The 15,168-nt window shown below is 32.0% G+C and carries 14 protein-coding genes, 5 tRNA genes and 1 rRNA gene; all 20 read left to right on the top strand.

Annotated features, from left to right (window positions below; translation table 11 throughout):
* Positions 1-82, top strand: a 5S ribosomal RNA gene (rrf, locus tag ACEXNK_RS15085); the annotation flags it as partial.
* A gap of 5 nt (positions 83-87) precedes the next feature.
* Positions 88-162 (top strand) — tRNA-Glu (locus tag ACEXNK_RS15080).
* Between the two features lie 7 nt (positions 163-169).
* Positions 170-245 (top strand) — tRNA-Val (locus ACEXNK_RS15075).
* Between the two features lie 7 nt (positions 246-252).
* Positions 253-329 (top strand) — tRNA-Asp (locus ACEXNK_RS15070).
* 8 nt (positions 330-337) lie between these two features.
* Positions 338-412, top strand: a tRNA-Gly gene (locus tag ACEXNK_RS15065).
* A gap of 9 nt (positions 413-421) precedes the next feature.
* A tRNA-Arg gene (locus ACEXNK_RS15060) sits at positions 422-498 on the top strand.
* Positions 499-642: 144 nt separating this feature from the next.
* Positions 643-1,491 carry a diadenylate cyclase CdaA gene (gene cdaA / locus ACEXNK_RS15055; RefSeq protein ID WP_373599827.1) on the top strand — a complete coding sequence of 283 codons (849 nt, stop codon included), beginning with the start codon at positions 643-645 and terminating at the stop codon, positions 1,489-1,491.
* Positions 1,488-2,678 carry a CdaR family protein gene (locus ACEXNK_RS15050; RefSeq protein ID WP_373599828.1) on the top strand — a complete coding sequence of 397 codons (1,191 nt, stop codon included), beginning with the start codon at positions 1,488-1,490 and terminating at the stop codon, positions 2,676-2,678. The genes cdaA and ACEXNK_RS15050 overlap by 4 nt, the downstream gene beginning before the upstream one ends.
* A gap of 128 nt (positions 2,679-2,806) precedes the next feature.
* A complete protein-coding gene (gene ptb, locus ACEXNK_RS15045; protein ID WP_373599829.1) occupies positions 2,807-3,712 on the top strand; it encodes a phosphate butyryltransferase in 906 nt (301 codons plus the stop codon).
* 21 nt (positions 3,713-3,733) lie between these two features.
* The gene (buk, locus tag ACEXNK_RS15040) at positions 3,734-4,837 is read left to right on the top strand and encodes a butyrate kinase (RefSeq protein WP_373599830.1); all 1,104 of its coding nucleotides are present in this window, start codon (positions 3,734-3,736) and stop codon (positions 4,835-4,837) included.
* A gap of 11 nt (positions 4,838-4,848) precedes the next feature.
* Positions 4,849-5,526: an ATP-binding protein gene (locus tag ACEXNK_RS15035; RefSeq protein ID WP_373599831.1), complete on the top strand. Its 678-nt coding sequence runs from the start codon at positions 4,849-4,851 to the stop codon at positions 5,524-5,526.
* A gap of 42 nt (positions 5,527-5,568) precedes the next feature.
* Positions 5,569-5,784 (top strand): 4Fe-4S binding protein, encoded by a 216-nt coding sequence (locus ACEXNK_RS15030; RefSeq protein ID WP_373599832.1) that lies wholly within the window; start codon positions 5,569-5,571, stop codon positions 5,782-5,784.
* Between the two features lie 24 nt (positions 5,785-5,808).
* Positions 5,809-6,891, top strand: a complete 1,083-nt coding sequence (locus tag ACEXNK_RS15025) for a 3-methyl-2-oxobutanoate dehydrogenase subunit VorB (protein ID WP_373599833.1) — start codon at positions 5,809-5,811, stop codon at positions 6,889-6,891.
* Positions 6,891-7,643, top strand: coding sequence for a thiamine pyrophosphate-dependent enzyme (locus ACEXNK_RS15020; RefSeq protein WP_373599834.1), 753 nt, complete (start codon positions 6,891-6,893; stop codon positions 7,641-7,643). Before ACEXNK_RS15025 ends, ACEXNK_RS15020 begins: the two co-directional genes overlap by 1 nt.
* Before the next feature lies 1 nt (position 7,644).
* Entirely contained in the window at positions 7,645-8,205 is a 561-nt protein-coding gene (locus ACEXNK_RS15015) for a 2-oxoacid:acceptor oxidoreductase family protein (RefSeq protein ID WP_373599835.1), read from the top strand.
* A 178-nt stretch (positions 8,206-8,383) separates the two neighbouring features.
* A complete protein-coding gene (gene glmM, locus ACEXNK_RS15010; protein ID WP_373599836.1) occupies positions 8,384-9,730 on the top strand; it encodes a phosphoglucosamine mutase in 1,347 nt (448 codons plus the stop codon).
* A 295-nt stretch (positions 9,731-10,025) separates the two neighbouring features.
* Positions 10,026-11,852, top strand: a complete 1,827-nt coding sequence (gene glmS, locus ACEXNK_RS15005) for a glutamine--fructose-6-phosphate transaminase (isomerizing) (RefSeq protein ID WP_373599837.1) — start codon at positions 10,026-10,028, stop codon at positions 11,850-11,852.
* A 163-nt stretch (positions 11,853-12,015) separates the two neighbouring features.
* On the top strand, positions 12,016-12,762 hold the full coding sequence (locus tag ACEXNK_RS15000) for a YwmB family TATA-box binding protein (protein WP_373599838.1): 747 nt from the start codon (positions 12,016-12,018) through the stop codon (positions 12,760-12,762).
* Positions 12,763-12,786: 24 nt separating this feature from the next.
* Entirely contained in the window at positions 12,787-14,040 is a 1,254-nt protein-coding gene (murA, locus tag ACEXNK_RS14995) for a UDP-N-acetylglucosamine 1-carboxyvinyltransferase (RefSeq protein ID WP_373599839.1), read from the top strand.
* A 73-nt stretch (positions 14,041-14,113) separates the two neighbouring features.
* Entirely contained in the window at positions 14,114-15,136 is a 1,023-nt protein-coding gene (gene spoIID / locus ACEXNK_RS14990; protein ID WP_373599840.1) for a stage II sporulation protein D, read from the top strand.
* The last annotated feature ends 32 nt before the right edge of the window (positions 15,137-15,168 follow it).

The following is a 15,168-nucleotide window of genomic DNA, read 5'->3' as shown; positions in this document are numbered from 1 at the left end:
CATTCCGAACACAGAAGTTAAGCTCTTTAGCGCCGATGGTACTTGGTGGGAAGCTGCCTGGGAGAGTAGGACGTAGCTAGGTAATATGGCCCATTGGTCAAGCGGTCAAGACACCGCCCTTTCACGGCGGTAACAGGGGTTCGATTCCCCTATGGGTCACCATTATTGTGGGATTATAGCTCAGCTGGGAGAGCACCTGCCTTACAAGCAGGGGGTCACAGGTTCGAGCCCTGTTAATCCCACCAAATATGCGGCCTGGTAGTTCAGCTGGTTAGAATGCCAGCCTGTCACGCTGGAGGTCGAGGGTTCGAGTCCCTTCCAGGTCGCCAATTAATATGCGGGAATAGTTCAGTGGTAGAGCGCAACCTTGCCAAGGTTGAAGTCGCGAGTTCGAATCTCGTTTCCCGCTCCATTATATCGTGGGTGCATAGCTCAGCTGGATAGAGCAACGCCCTTCTAAGGCGTGTGTCCGGGGTTCGAATCCCTGTGCGCTCACCAATTGTGTAAGAGAGTTTCACTTTAGTGAAGCTCTTTTTTTAATATAAAATTATTTTATGTATTATAAATTGAATATAGCTAGATTAATATAGTATAATACATATTGTAAATGCTTTAAGTATTATAAACAGGAGGATAAAAACTTTGTTTAATATAGATTCGTTTTGGGAAGGTTTTTTAAGCTTGGCTAAACATGTTAGCATACCAGATATGGTAGATATAGCTATAGTTACATATATCTTTTATAAAGTGTATACGTTTATAAAAGATACAAGGGCAGAACAAGTTTTGAAAGGAATGCTATTTTTATTAGTAGCAACTAAAGTTAGTGAAGTATTTAATTTACATACACTGTATTGGATGCTAGAGAATACATTGACAGTTGGGTTAATTGCAGTACTTATAATATTTCAACCAGAACTTAGATCCGGACTTGAATATATAGGTAGAACTAAATTTACTTTTTTGGGTAAGAATAATTATAATTTAACAGAAGATATGTTAAATAAAAATATAGAAGAAATTGTTGAGTGTTTATATTCTTTATCAAGACAAAAAATAGGAGCACTAATAATAATGGAGAGAGATACTAAGATAGGGGAAGTAATAAATACAGGGACTATAATAGATGGAGAAATTTCTAGACAATTGCTTATAAATATATTTATTCCTAATACTCCTTTACATGATGGAGCTGTAGTTATTAGAGATGGAAAAGTAAAAGCTGCAGCATGTTTTCTTCCTCTTACTGAAAGTAAAGATTTAAGTAAGGATTTGGGGACAAGACATAGAGCTGCAATAGGAGTTAGTGAAATTTCAGATTGTTTATCTTTGATAGTTTCTGAAGAAACTGGTGCTGTGTCTATAGCTAAATCAGGAAAACTTTATAGAAATATGACTAAAGAAAGATTAACTAACATATTACGTAGTAATTTAAAATCTAGCAATCAAAATCAAGAAAAAGGTTTTTTCAAAGGTGGGATATTTAGATGATAAATAAGTTACAGAACAACACTAAGATAAAGTTAATATCTTTACTTAGTGCCCTAGTTTTATGGTTATATGTTATGACGGTAGAAGATCCTGTAGAAACTAGAACATTTGGTGATATCCCTATAACTATAACAAATATGAGTGTATTAGAAGATAAAGGATTAGCTATATACCCCAAGGAAGAATTATTTGCAGATATAGCTATAAAAGGTAATCTATCTAGCCTTAGACAAATAAATAGAGATAATATATATATTTATGGAAGACTAGATGATCCAAAAGAAGGTAAAAATGCAATTTATCTACAAGCTAATTTACCAGAGCGCGTAAATAAATACGATATAAAGCCTAGTGTTATAACTGTTGACTTAGAAAAAGTTGTAAATGAGAAAAGAAGTATAGAAGTAGAAGTAAAAGGAAAATCAAAAACTAATGTAGACAATATAGAAACAAATAAAAAGACAGTAAATGTAGGTGGACCTAGAAGTGTTGTTAATAAAGTAACTAGTGTGAAAGCAACTTTAGATGTTTATGGAAAGGATAGGGATTTTTCCACAAAATTAAAACTTACTCCTATAGATAAATTTGGAGAAGAAGTTAAGGGTGTAGAACTAGAAGATGATTTTGTAGTAGCTACAGTTAAATTTTTAGAAGAAAAAGTAGTGCCTATAAATTTAAAAGTAGAAGGAAATGTAGACTCATCTATAGATATTAAAGATTATGCTATTTCTCCGAAAGAAGTGACGATAGAAGGTAAAAAAGAAGTTATAGATAAGATAAATAGTATAAACACACAACCAGTTAAAGCTGAAGACCTAAAAAGTGCAAATAGTATTGAAGTAGCGTTAGACATACCTGAAGGTATAAAAATTGATGAAGATGCCTCTACGGTTAAGATAAAGATAGACAAAACTATAACAAGTGAGTTTATAATATCTAAATCTAATTTAGAAATTATCACTAAGGAAAGTGATGCAGATAAAGAGATTGATTTAAGTAAAATACCAGATGATATAAAAGTAATAGCTACATATTCTGATGAACTTGGGAATTTAACGAAAGATGATATACAACTTTATGTAGATATGACAGAAAACACGCAGGAAAGTTCAAAATATACTATAAAATATAAAAGCAAATATAATTTTAAAAGTGTAAAGATAGACCCTCAAACAGTTGAGATATAAAGAAATATAACAAGATGCAACAAAAAATTACTAATGTTAATAAATAATTTTTTGTTGCATCTTTTTTATTTTAGTTATATGATAAAAATGTAAAGGAAAACAATTTCATTATAAAATGGGGTGAAGTATTGAGAAGTTTTAATGATGTAATTAAATATGCAAAAGAAAGAGGACCTAAAACTATATCAGTTGCATGTTCACAAGATAAAGAGGTTTTAATAGCAGTTGATATGGCAAAAAAAGAAGGTATAGCTAATGCAATATTAGTTGGAGATATAGAAAAAACAAAAGATATAGCAAAAGAATTAAATATAGATTTAGATTCATATGAGTTAATAGATGAGAAAGATTTAATGGAAGCATCTCTAAAAGCAGTAAAATTAGTATCTGAAGGTAAAGCTGATATGGTAATGAAGGGATTAGTAGATACTTCAATTATACTAAAAGCGGTTTTAGATAAAGAGATAGGATTAAGAACTGGCAATATATTAAGTCATGTTGCAGTGTTTGATGTAAAGGGATATGACAGATTATTTTTCATAACTGATGCAGCAATGAACTTAGCACCAGACCTTCAAGGTAAAAAGCAAATAATAGAAAATGCTTGTGTTGTAGCACATGCATTAGATATAGAAACACCTAAAGTAGCAGCTATATGCGCTAAAGAAAAAGTAAATCCAAAGATGCAAGATACAGTAGATGCTAAGGATTTAGAAGACATGTGTAAAAATGGAGAAATAAAAGGATGTATAGTAGGAGGGCCATTTGCTCTAGATAATGCAGTATCAGAGGAAGCTGCAAAACATAAAGGAATGGATCATCCAATAGCAGGTAAAGCAGATATATTACTAGCACCAGATATAGAAGCTGGAAATATATTATATAAATCACTAGTATTCTTCTCAGAAACTAAAAATGCAGGAGTTATAGTTGGAGCTAAAGCACCTATAATATTAACTTCGAGAGCAGATAGTGAAGAAACTAAGTTAAATTCTATAGCATTAGGCGTATTAATGGCAGCAAAAGCTAAATAGAAAATATACAGGGGGCTTAATATGGAGAATATATTTAAAATATTAACAATCAATCCAGGATCTACATCAACAAAAATAGCTGTTTTTGACAATGAAGAATTACTATTTGAGAAAACACTAAGACACTCTTCAGAAGAAATAGGAAAATATGAAAAAATATCAGATCAATTTGAATTCAGAAAACAAGTTATAGAAGACGCTTTAAAAGAAGGCGGAATAAAAATATCAGACTTAGATGCTGTAGTAGGTAGAGGCGGGCTTTTAAAGCCTATAACAGGTGGTACATACAGTGTTGATGATGAAATGATAGAAGATTTAAAAGTAGGAGTTCTAGGAGAACACGCATCTAACTTAGGGGGATTAATAGCTAAGGAAATAGGTGATAGTGTAAATATACCTGCTTATATAGTTGACCCAGTTGTTGTTGACGAGTTAAATGATGTTGCTAGAGTATCAGGAATACCAGAAATTTCTAGAAAGAGTATATTCCATGCATTAAATCAAAAAGCAACAGCTAGAAGAGCAGCTAAAGACTTAGATAAAAAGTATGATGAGTGTAACTTTATAGTAGCTCATATGGGCGGAGGAATATCTGTAGGAGCTCATTACAAAGGTGCAGTAATTGACGTTGCAAATGCTCTAGATGGAGAAGGACCATTCTCACCTGAGAGAAGTGGAGGACTTCCAGTAGGAGATTTAGTAAAAATGTGTTTCAGTGGTGACTATTCACTTGATTATATAAAGAAAAGAATAAAAGGTAATGGAGGATTAGTTGGATACTTAAATACTAATGATGGTAGAGAAGTAGAATCTATGATAGAAAATGGAGACGAAAAAGCTAAATTAGTATATGAAGCTATGGCTTACCAAGTTGCTAAAGAAATAGGAGCTTGTGCAGCAGTTTTAGATGGAAATGTTGATGCAATTCTATTAACTGGTGGTATAGCTTATTCTAAGATGTTCACTAACATGATTATAGAAAAAGTCAAATTTATAGCTGAGGTAAAGGTTTACCCTGGTGAAGATGAAATGATAGCTTTAGCACAAGGTGGACTTAGAGTTCTTAATAAAGAAGAAGAAGCTAAAATATATGGAAAAGAATTAGCTATAGCTAACTCTTTATAAAAGGTGATTTCATGATAACAAACGACAAAAGAGTAAGAATCATTATAGGGCATTATGGAAGTGGTAAGAGCGAATTTTCTATGAATTATGTTACAAAGCTTAGAAATCTTGTTGATACTAAAGTTGCTATATCTGATTTAGATATAGTAAATGTTTACTTTAGAACTAGAGAAAAAAGAGATTTCTTACAATCTAAGAATATACTTCCAATAGATAGTTCAATTCAAGCTACTACACTAGATTTACCGGCTGTGTCTGCACAAGTTACAGCGCCTATATATGATAAATCATATAACTATGTGATTGATGTAGGAGGGGATGATGTAGGTGCTAGAGTTTTAGGTAGATTCAGCAACCTATTAAATCCAGATGAATATGACATGTTTTGTGTAGTAAATGCAAATAGAGAAAAAACTCAAACTGCACAAGAAGTTATAGATCATATAAGATCAATTGAAAATGCATCAAAACTTAAAGTAACAGGTCTTATAAACAATACTCATTTAGTTAGAGAAACTACTATAGATGATATTTTAAGAGGACAAGAACTAGTAAAGGAAGTTTCTAAATTAACTAATATTCCAATAAGATATGTTACTTGCTTGGAAAGCTTGATACCTCAACTTCCAAACTCTATAGAGGGTGAAGTATTCCCTATAAATTTATATATGAGGGAATGCTGGATGTAGCAGAGGTTTAGAATATATACAGTTCAAGGAGGCTAAATTAATATGGCTAAAGGAAAAGTAACTTTTGACCAAGACTTATGTAAAGGGTGTGCACTTTGTGTTGCAGCATGTCCAGTTAAGATTGTAGAAATAGACAAAGCTACAATAAACAAAAAAGGATATAATCCAGCTACTGTTTCAGATGCTGAAAAATGTATAGGTTGTGCAAACTGTGCAACTATGTGTCCAGATGCAGTTATAACAGTTGAGAGAGACTAAATACAAACTTAAGGGGGAATTAAAATGGCTAAGATACTTATGAAGGGTAACGAAGCGATAGGAAAAGCAGCTATGGAAGCTGGATGTAAATACTTCTTCGGTTATCCAATAACACCACAAAATGAGTTACCAGAATATATGTCTAGAGAACTACCAAAGAATGAAGGGGTATTTGTTCAAGCAGAATCAGAAGTATCTGCTATAAATATGGTTTATGGAGCTGCAGGTGCAGGTGCTAGAGTAATGACTTCATCATCATCTCCAGGGATAGCATTAAAGCAAGAAGGTATAACTTATATAGCAGGGGCAGAACTTCCATGCGTTATAGTTAATATAATGAGAGGTGGACCAGGACTTGGTGGTATACAACCATCTCAAGCAGACTACTTCATGTCAACAAGAGGAGGCGGAAATGGAGATTATAGAACTCCTGTATATGCTCCAGCAACAGTTCAAGAAGCAGTTGATATGGTAATGGAAGCTTTTGAAGTTGCAGACTATTATAGAACTCCAGTAATGGTAGTTGGAGACGGTATGATAGGTCAAATGATGGAACCAGTAGAATTTAATCAGCCTAAAAATAGAGAACTAGAGCCTAAAACTTGGGCTAGTGTTGGAACTAAGATGGAAAGAAAACCAAATGTAATAAACTCTTTATACTTAGATCCTAAAGCACTAGAAGATCACTGTATAAGATTAGATGCTAAATATAAAGAAATAGAGAAAAATGAAACTGCATATGAAATGTATAAAACAGAAGATGCTGAAATAGTATTCGTTGCTTACGGAACTACTTCAAGAATCGTTAAAAATACAATAGAAACATTAAGAGAAGAAGGTATAAAGGCAGGACTTATAAGACCCAAAACTTTATGGCCATTCCCATTTGAAGCATTTAACCAAATACCAGAGGCTAAAAACTTATTAACTGTAGAAATGAGTATGGGTCAAATGGTAGAAGATGTTAAGTTAGCTGTAGAAGGTAAATTACCAGTTCACTTCTATGGAAGAACAGGTGGTATGATACCATCACCATCAGAGATAGCAGATAAAGCTAGACAAGTAGTAGAAGAGTCTCAAGAAGTAGCTATGGGAGGTGCTAGATAATGACAGTTGTATTTAAGAAAACAGAAGGATTAACAGATAAACAAACTCATTACTGTCCAGGATGTACACACGGAATAATACATAGAACAGTTGCAGAAGTATTAGATGAATTAGGTGTATTAGGAAATACTATAGGGGTTGCTCCAGTTGGATGTTCAGTTTTAGCATATGATTACTTTAACTGTGACATGCAAGAAGCATCTCATGGTAGAGCACCAGCAGTTGCTACAGGAATAAAGAGAGTTCATCCTGACAAAGTGGTATTCACTTATCAAGGAGATGGAGACTTAGCTTCAATAGGTACAGCAGAAATAGTTCATGCTGCAGCTAGAGGAGAAAAATTTACGACTATATTCGTAAATAATGCTATATACGGAATGACTGGAGGGCAAATGGCTCCAACAACTTTACCAGGACAAAAAGCTACAACAGCTCAAAACGGAAGAGATGTAAACTTACAAGGATCTCCAATAAAAATGGCAGAAATGTTAGGAACATTAGATAGAGCTGTATTTGTAGAGAGAGTTTCTGTAGATACTCCAGCTAATGTAAGAAAAGCTAAGAAGGCTATAAAGAAGGCATTTGAAGTTCAATTAGCAGGTCTTGGATTTGGTATAGTAGAGGTATTATCTACTTGTCCTACAAACTGGGGATTAACTCCACAAGATTCATTACAATGGCTAAGAGATAATATGATGCCATATTATCCAATAGGAAACGTTAGAGATGTTAAAGTTGAGGAGGCGAAGTAATATGGCTACAGATAGAGTGATATGTGCAGGATTTGGTGGACAAGGTGTTATGTCTATGGGGCAATTACTTACTTATGCAGGAATGCTTGAAGAAAAGGAAGTTTCATGGTTACCATCATATGGTCCAGAGATGCGTGGAGGTACAGCGAATTGTGCAGTAACAATTTCTGATATACCAGTAGGATCACCAGTTATAACTGACGATGCAACTTGTGCTATAGTAATGAATTTACCTTCACTTGATAAATTTGAAAAAGATGTTGTTCCTGGTGGAAAGATACTAGTGAACAGTTCACTTATAGAGAAAAAAGTTCAAAGAACAGATGTAGATGCTTATTATATACAAGCTAATGAATTAGCTTTAGAACTTGGAAACCCAAGAGTTGCAAATATGATAATGCTAGGTGCTTATTTAGAGTTAAATAAGTGTGTAGAAGTTGACTCTGTATTAGAAGCTTTCAAAAAAGTTTTCGGACCAAGTAAAGAGAAATTTGTACCATTAAATAAAGAAGCATTAGCAAAAGGTGCTGAAGCTATAAAATCTCAGGAAGCGCTTGCTTAAAGATTATTTGTCAAAATTCTTTAATTGATGACATAAAAAAGACAATAGTATAAATACTATTGTCTTTTTTTGTTAAACATATTACAATATCAATTATGAACTAAAGACTTAAAAAGGACATAATATATTATTATATTCAATCTGTAAAAGTCTTTATTGTTGGAAGGAGTTTTTTAAAATGAGAAAATATTTTGGAACTGACGGAGTAAGAGGAATAGCTAATACAGAACTAAACTGCGACCTTGCATATAAACTAGGTAGAGCTGGAGGATATGTTTTAACTAAGGGGAAAGATAAAGTTAAGGTTGTTGTTGGTAAAGATACTAGAGTATCAGGAGATATGTTAGAATCTGCACTTATAGCTGGACTTATGTCAGTTGGATGCGATATAATAACAGTTGGGGTTATACCAACTCCAGGAGTAGCATATTTAACTAAACATTACAATGCAGACTGTGGAGTAGTTATCTCAGCTTCTCACAACCCAGTAGAATATAATGGTATAAAGTTTTTTAATGCTGATGGATATAAATTAGATGACTCTATAGAGTTAGAAATAGAAAAATATATAGATGATATAGATAAAGTAGATGTTCATCCAACAGGAAGTGGAGTTGGAAAGAAACTACACAAACATGATGCAGTTAGAGATTATGTTGATTATTTAAAAACTATAGTTAATGCAGATTTTAAAGGTTTAAAAGTTGTATTAGATTGTGCTAATGGAGCTTCTTATAAAGTAGCACCTATGGTTTTTGAAGAATTAGGAGCTGAGGTTGTTGCAATAAATAATACTCCTGATGGAAACAATATAAATGATAAATGTGGATCAACTCATCCAGAGAATCTACAAGAAGCTGTAGTAAAAAATAATGCAGATCTAGGACTTGCTTATGATGGAGATGCAGATAGACTAATTGCAGTAAATGAAAAGGGTCAAATAGTTGATGGAGACCATATAATGATATTAAGTGCTATATACTTAAAAAAGCACAATAAATTAGCTAAAGATACTTTAGTTGTTACAGTTATGAGTAACATAGGATTAGTTATAGCAGCTAAAGAAAATAATATAAATCTAGCGACTACAGGTGTAGGGGATAGATATGTACTAGAAGAAATGAAGAACAGTGGATATAATTTAGGAGGAGAACAATCAGGACATATGATATTCTTAGATTATAATACTACTGGAGATGGAGTTTTAAGCTCTTTAGTACTAGCACAAATAGTTAGAGAAGAAGGTAAAACTTTATCACACCTTGCATCAGTAATGACTCAATACCCACAAGTATTAGTTAATGCAAGAATAAAAAATGAAAATAAAAATAGATACATGGAAATTCCAGAAATAAAAGATGAAATAGAGAGAATAGAAAAATTAATGGACGGTTCAGGTAGAGTATTAATAAGACCATCAGGAACAGAGCCATTAGTAAGAGTTATGTTAGAAGGTAAAGATGAAGGTCAATTAAAAGAATTAGCTACAAACTTAGCTAATTTAATACAAGAGAAGTTATCGTAATTTGAAAAGTGAATACTGAGAGGCTATATTTTAATAGGTCAAGGACTATTAAAACAAGTGTAATGCTGAGAAAAAATCTCAGTATTCGCTTTACAAGCGCCAGAACTTAGAATCATTTAGTCTAAGTTGACGAGGACAGAGTTTATCGAATTGTCGGCGGATGCTCTGCGGTGTGTTTACCATCGGAAAGTTTTAACAAAACATGTAAGTAATTACATGTACAAAATAAAGCTTATGTAAACTGACCTGAATCTTAAAAATATATAAAAAATAATATTTTTAGGAGGACACAAATATGTGTGGTATAGTTGGATATTTAGGAAATAGAATGGCTACAGAAGTTCTAGTAGAAGGACTTTCTAAACTTGAGTATAGAGGGTATGACTCTGCAGGAGTTGCTATAAATACTGGAAATGAGTTAGAAATAAGAAAGTTTAAAGGTAGATTAGCAGTTTTAGCTGAAGATTTACAAACAAATCCTATAAATGGAGGATTAGGAATTGGACATACAAGATGGGCAACTCATGGAGAACCATCAGATGTTAACTCACATCCACATTTTAATATGGATAGAACAATAGCAGTAGTTCATAATGGAATAATAGAAAACTACATGGAATTAAAAGAAGAGTTACAAGCTGAAGGTGTTAAGTTCTTATCTCAGACAGATACAGAAGTAGTTGCACACTTAGTTGATAAATATTATGAAGGTAATTTATTAGATGCAGTTTATAAAGCAACTCAAAGGCTAAGAGGTGCATATGCATTAGGTGTTATATGCAAAGACAATGATAAAGAATTAGTTTCAGTTAGAAAAGACAGTCCTTTAGTTGTTGGTCTTGGAGAAGGAGAAAACTTTATAGCATCAGATATACCTGCTATATTAAAGTATACAAGAAAAGTATACTTCTTAGAAAATGGAGAGTTTGTTCATATAGTTGGAGATAAAGTGACTATATTAAATGAAAATAGAGAAGTTGTTAACAAAGAAGTGAACGAAATAACTTGGGATGTAGAAGCTGCATCTAAAGGTGGATACGAGCACTTTATGTTAAAAGAAATATACGAGCAACCTAATGGTGTAAAAGAAACTTTAGTTAGAAGATTAAATGAAAATGGAGAAATTCATTTAGATGACATAAAAATGACTAAAGAAGATTTAGATAATATAAATAGAGTATATATAGTAGCGTGTGGTACTGCATATCACGCAGGTCTTATAGGTAAATTTGCGATAGAGAAATTTGCAAAAATACCAGTAATAACAGACATAGCATCTGAATTTAGATATAGAGATCCATTTATAGATGATAAAACTTTATTAATATTAGTAAGTCAATCAGGAGAAACTGCTGATACTTTAGCATCTTTAAGATATGCTAAGGAAAGAGGAGCAAGAATATTATCTGTAACTAATGTTGTAGGTTCATCTATAGCTAGAGAATCTGACGATGTATTCTATACTTGGGCAGGACCTGAGATATCAGTTGCTTCTACAAAAGCATATACAACTCAATTAGTATCATTCTACATGATAGCTCTAGACTTTGCTATAAAGAAAGGAACTATAACTAGAGAATACTATAATGAAATGATAGAGAAATTAAAAGATATGCCTTCAAAAGTAGAAGAAGCATTAAAGCAAGAAAATCATATAAAAGAAGTAGCTAAGACATTAAAAGAAAAACACAGTGCATTCTACTTAGGTAGAGGGTTAGATTACAATATAGCAATGGAAGGTGCTTTAAAGATAAAAGAAATATCTTACATCCATGCTGAAGCATTTGCTGCGGGAGAATTAAAGCACGGTACAATAGCTTTAATAGAGAAAGGTACTCCAGTTGTTGCTATAGCATCTCAAGGAGACTTATTTGAAAAAATGGTTTCTAATATGGAAGAAGTTAGAGCTAGAGGTGCATATGTTATAGCTGTTGCTCAAGAGAAAAATAAAGAGGTTGAGAAATCTGCTGATGAGGTAATATACATTCCTAATGTAGATGATGTATTATCAAGTATATTAACAGTTTTACCACTTCAATTATTATCTTATTATGTTGCAGTTGAAAGAGGTTGCGATGTAGATAAGCCAAGAAACTTAGCTAAGTCAGTTACAGTTGAATAGTAAATAAAAAATAAAAGCCTATGTAATATGATATAGAAAATTACATAGGCTTATTTTAACAACTTGTAATAGGTTATGTAGGACTCTTAAAATTGTATAACTTACTATTTTTTGTTAACAATTAGAAATATGAGTTAATGAAATATGTAGGGGGTATAAAACAATGAAGAAAATAATATTACTTATGAGTTTAGTATCTATATTTTTACTAGGGTTAGCAATTAGTTATGCAGAAGTTAAAAGAGACACAAATAACAATGGATATAAACAGATGTTAAATACTTTTGAAAATATAAATAGTGAATTTAAATTTTATAATATTAAGGGAAATACATATCTAAATAGAAACTTAAATGAAAATGAAATGAAAAGTATATGCATGGATATAATTACTAATTTAGGATTGGAAGAATCTCAAATTGAATGGATAAAGAATAAAAATAGCAGTGAAAGTCAGGTATATGCACATATACAGGAAAGTGATCGAAATATATCGATAATAGCTGTAAATAAAAGTAATAATGAGTCATATATAATGGTTGACATATTAGAAAATAAAGTATATAAAGATATAGTGGATATTTATACAGTTCTAGAAGAAACGTTAAGTAATTTTAGTAATAAGGTTGATATATACACATGTATAGCTGGAGAATATAAAAAAAGGTTACAACTATACAAATATGATGATATTTTAGATAAAATATTATATAATATGAATGCTAAAGAAATAGATAGGGTTGAAGATGAAAACTTTGTATCAGTTACAGCTTTTAGTAAAGAGATAAAAACTGATTACTTAGAATATTTGGGAAATAAGGTAAATTTAAATATAGGAATAAGGTATAGCGAAAATGAAGAAAAAACAATGATATATGTCGCTACACCTATTATAAGATTAGATTATTAATATTAGTGTGAGGAGAAAAGTAAAATGGCAAAAATTTTAGTAAAGAAGAGTAACCCACTTGTGGGAAAAGTTAAAATAGATGGGGCAAAAAATGCAGTATTACCAATTATAGCTGCGACTTTATTAGCAGATGGAAAATCTGTATTAAAGGGAGTTCCAAATTTAAAGGATGTTCATGTAATATCTGACTTATTAAGACATTTAGGGGCTAAGGTTGAATATAAAGATTGTACGTTAACAGTAGATGCAAGTGAGATAAAGACTTGTGAGGCTCCTTATGAACTTGTAAGAAAGATGAGAGCATCATTTTTAGTAATGGGACCACTACTAGCTAGATTTAACCATACTAAAATATCAATGCCAGGGGGATGTGCAATAGGAACAAGACCTATAGATTTACATCTAAAGGGATTTAAAGCATTAGGAGCTAATGTTGTAATAGATCATGGATTCGTAGAGGCTAATGCTGAGAAGTTAGTAGGAAGTAAACTATACTTAGACTTCCCTTCAGTAGGAGCTACAGAAAATATAATGATGGCAGCTGCATTAGCAGAAGGAACAACTATAGTAGAAAATGCTGCAGAAGAACCAGAGATAGTTGACTTAGCAAACTTCTTAAATGAAATGGGAGCTAATGTAAAAGGTGCTGGAACTAATACTATAAGAATAAAAGGTGTTAAGTCATTAAAAGGTGCAGAACACACTATAATACCAGATAGAATAGAAGCTGCAACATATATGGTAGCAGCTGCTATGACAAAAGGTGATATAACTATAGAGAATGTAATGATGGAGCATTTAAAGCCAGTTGTAGCTAAATTAAAAGAAGCTGGATGTGAAATAATAGATATGGATAATGCTGTTAGAGTAAAGGGTCCTGAGGTGTTAAAGCCAATAGATATAAAAACATTACCTCATCCTGGATTCCCAACAGATGTTCAAGCACAATTTATGGCTATGGCTACAGTAGCAAATGGTACGGGTGTAGTTATAGAAACTGTATTTGAGAATAGATTTATGCATGTTGCTGAATTCAATAGAATGGGTGCTAACATAAAAATAGAGGGAAGAAGTGCTATAGTTACAGGTGTAGATACACTATATGGATCTAAAGTAAAGGCTACAGATTTAAGAGCTGGAGCAGCATTAATATTATGTGGTCTTATAGCAGAAGGTGTAACTGAAATAGGAGAGATATATCACATACAAAGAGGATATGTGGACATAGATAAAAAGATACAAGCATTAGGTGGAAATATAGAAATAATTGAAGACTAATAAATTGTAATAATTAATAAGGGTTTTTCATAGAATTTATAGATTAGAAGTATAATCTAAGGAGGAGAATTTTATGAAAAACCCTTTAATAGTTTTAGCTAGCACAGTATTAATTACAATAACAGTTCCTGTGTGCATTTCTTTATTTGCATATAAAACAAATACAAGCAGTAATGGAGAAATAGCTAATAAGATAAACTTAAATATTAAAAAAAATAAAGAAGTAATAAATTATGAATCTGTTGATGAAAAGTCACCAACTATAAAAGTTTATAAACACAAGACAGGTAATGTGGAAAATATGGATATAGAAAAATATTTGTGTGGAGTACTTGCTGGAGAGATGTCAGCTGAATTTAATATAGAGGCTTTAAAAGCACAAGCAGTAGCAGCAAGGACTTTTACTATATATAATCAAAATACTGATAAACATAAAAATGCAGATATATGTACAGACTATAAACATTGCCAAGAATATAAAAGTAAAGAAGATTTATTAAGCAAAAATGGACAAGAGTGGATGGATAAACATTATCCCAAAATAGAGCAAGCTGTAAAGGAAACAAAGGGTCACATTGTAGTTTACAATGATGAACCTATACTACCGTTGTACTTTTCTACATCATCTGGCAATACTGAAAATAGTGAAGAAGTATTTAGTACTAAATATCCTTATCTAAGATCAGTAGAAAGCCCGTATGATAAAAATGCTCCTAAATATGCTTCAAATATGAAGATAAACAATTCTGATTTTATAAGTACTATAAAAAAAGGTTATCCAAATATATCTATATCTGAAAGTGAATTAAGTAAAGGCATTAAAATACAGGATAGAAGTCAGGGTGGGGCAGTAGAAACTATAAAGGTTGGAAATGCAAAGCTGACAGGTAGAGACATAAGAAATTTATTTAATTTAAATTCAGCTAACTTTGATTTGAAGTTTAATAAAGATTATGTAGATATTGTAGTAAAAGGATATGGACATGGAGTAGGAATGAGTCAATGGGGTGCAGAGGGAATGGCTAATGATGGATATTTGTATTATGAAATATTAAATCATTATTATTCTAGTACTAAAATTAAAGATATATATTAGAAAAAAACTCTGAATAAATATAATATTATATT

The organism is Paraclostridium bifermentans (assembly GCF_964259345.1).
GTDB lineage: Bacteria > Bacillota > Clostridia > Peptostreptococcales > Peptostreptococcaceae > Paraclostridium > Paraclostridium bifermentans_B.
The sequence above is the reverse complement of the archived record's forward strand: the minus strand, read 5'-3'. Positions and strand labels throughout refer to the sequence as shown.

Coding starts and splice junctions, on each gene's coding strand:
- spoIID (WP_373599840.1), top strand. CDS start 14,114: ATGAAAAACCCTTTAATAGTTTTAGCTAGCACAGTATTAATTACAATA.
- ACEXNK_RS15035 (WP_373599831.1), top strand. CDS start 4,849: ATGATAACAAACGACAAAAGAGTAAGAATCATTATAGGGCATTATGGA.
- ACEXNK_RS15015 (WP_373599835.1), top strand. CDS start 7,645: ATGGCTACAGATAGAGTGATATGTGCAGGATTTGGTGGACAAGGTGTT.
- glmM (WP_373599836.1), top strand. CDS start 8,384: ATGAGAAAATATTTTGGAACTGACGGAGTAAGAGGAATAGCTAATACA.
- ACEXNK_RS15030 (WP_373599832.1), top strand. CDS start 5,569: ATGGCTAAAGGAAAAGTAACTTTTGACCAAGACTTATGTAAAGGGTGT.
- glmS (WP_373599837.1), top strand. CDS start 10,026: ATGTGTGGTATAGTTGGATATTTAGGAAATAGAATGGCTACAGAAGTT.
- ACEXNK_RS15025 (WP_373599833.1), top strand. CDS start 5,809: ATGGCTAAGATACTTATGAAGGGTAACGAAGCGATAGGAAAAGCAGCT.
- ACEXNK_RS15000 (WP_373599838.1), top strand. CDS start 12,016: ATGAAGAAAATAATATTACTTATGAGTTTAGTATCTATATTTTTACTA.
- ACEXNK_RS15050 (WP_373599828.1), top strand. CDS start 1,488: ATGATAAATAAGTTACAGAACAACACTAAGATAAAGTTAATATCTTTA.
- murA (WP_373599839.1), top strand. CDS start 12,787: ATGGCAAAAATTTTAGTAAAGAAGAGTAACCCACTTGTGGGAAAAGTT.
- buk (WP_373599830.1), top strand. CDS start 3,734: ATGGAGAATATATTTAAAATATTAACAATCAATCCAGGATCTACATCA.
- ACEXNK_RS15020 (WP_373599834.1), top strand. CDS start 6,891: ATGACAGTTGTATTTAAGAAAACAGAAGGATTAACAGATAAACAAACT.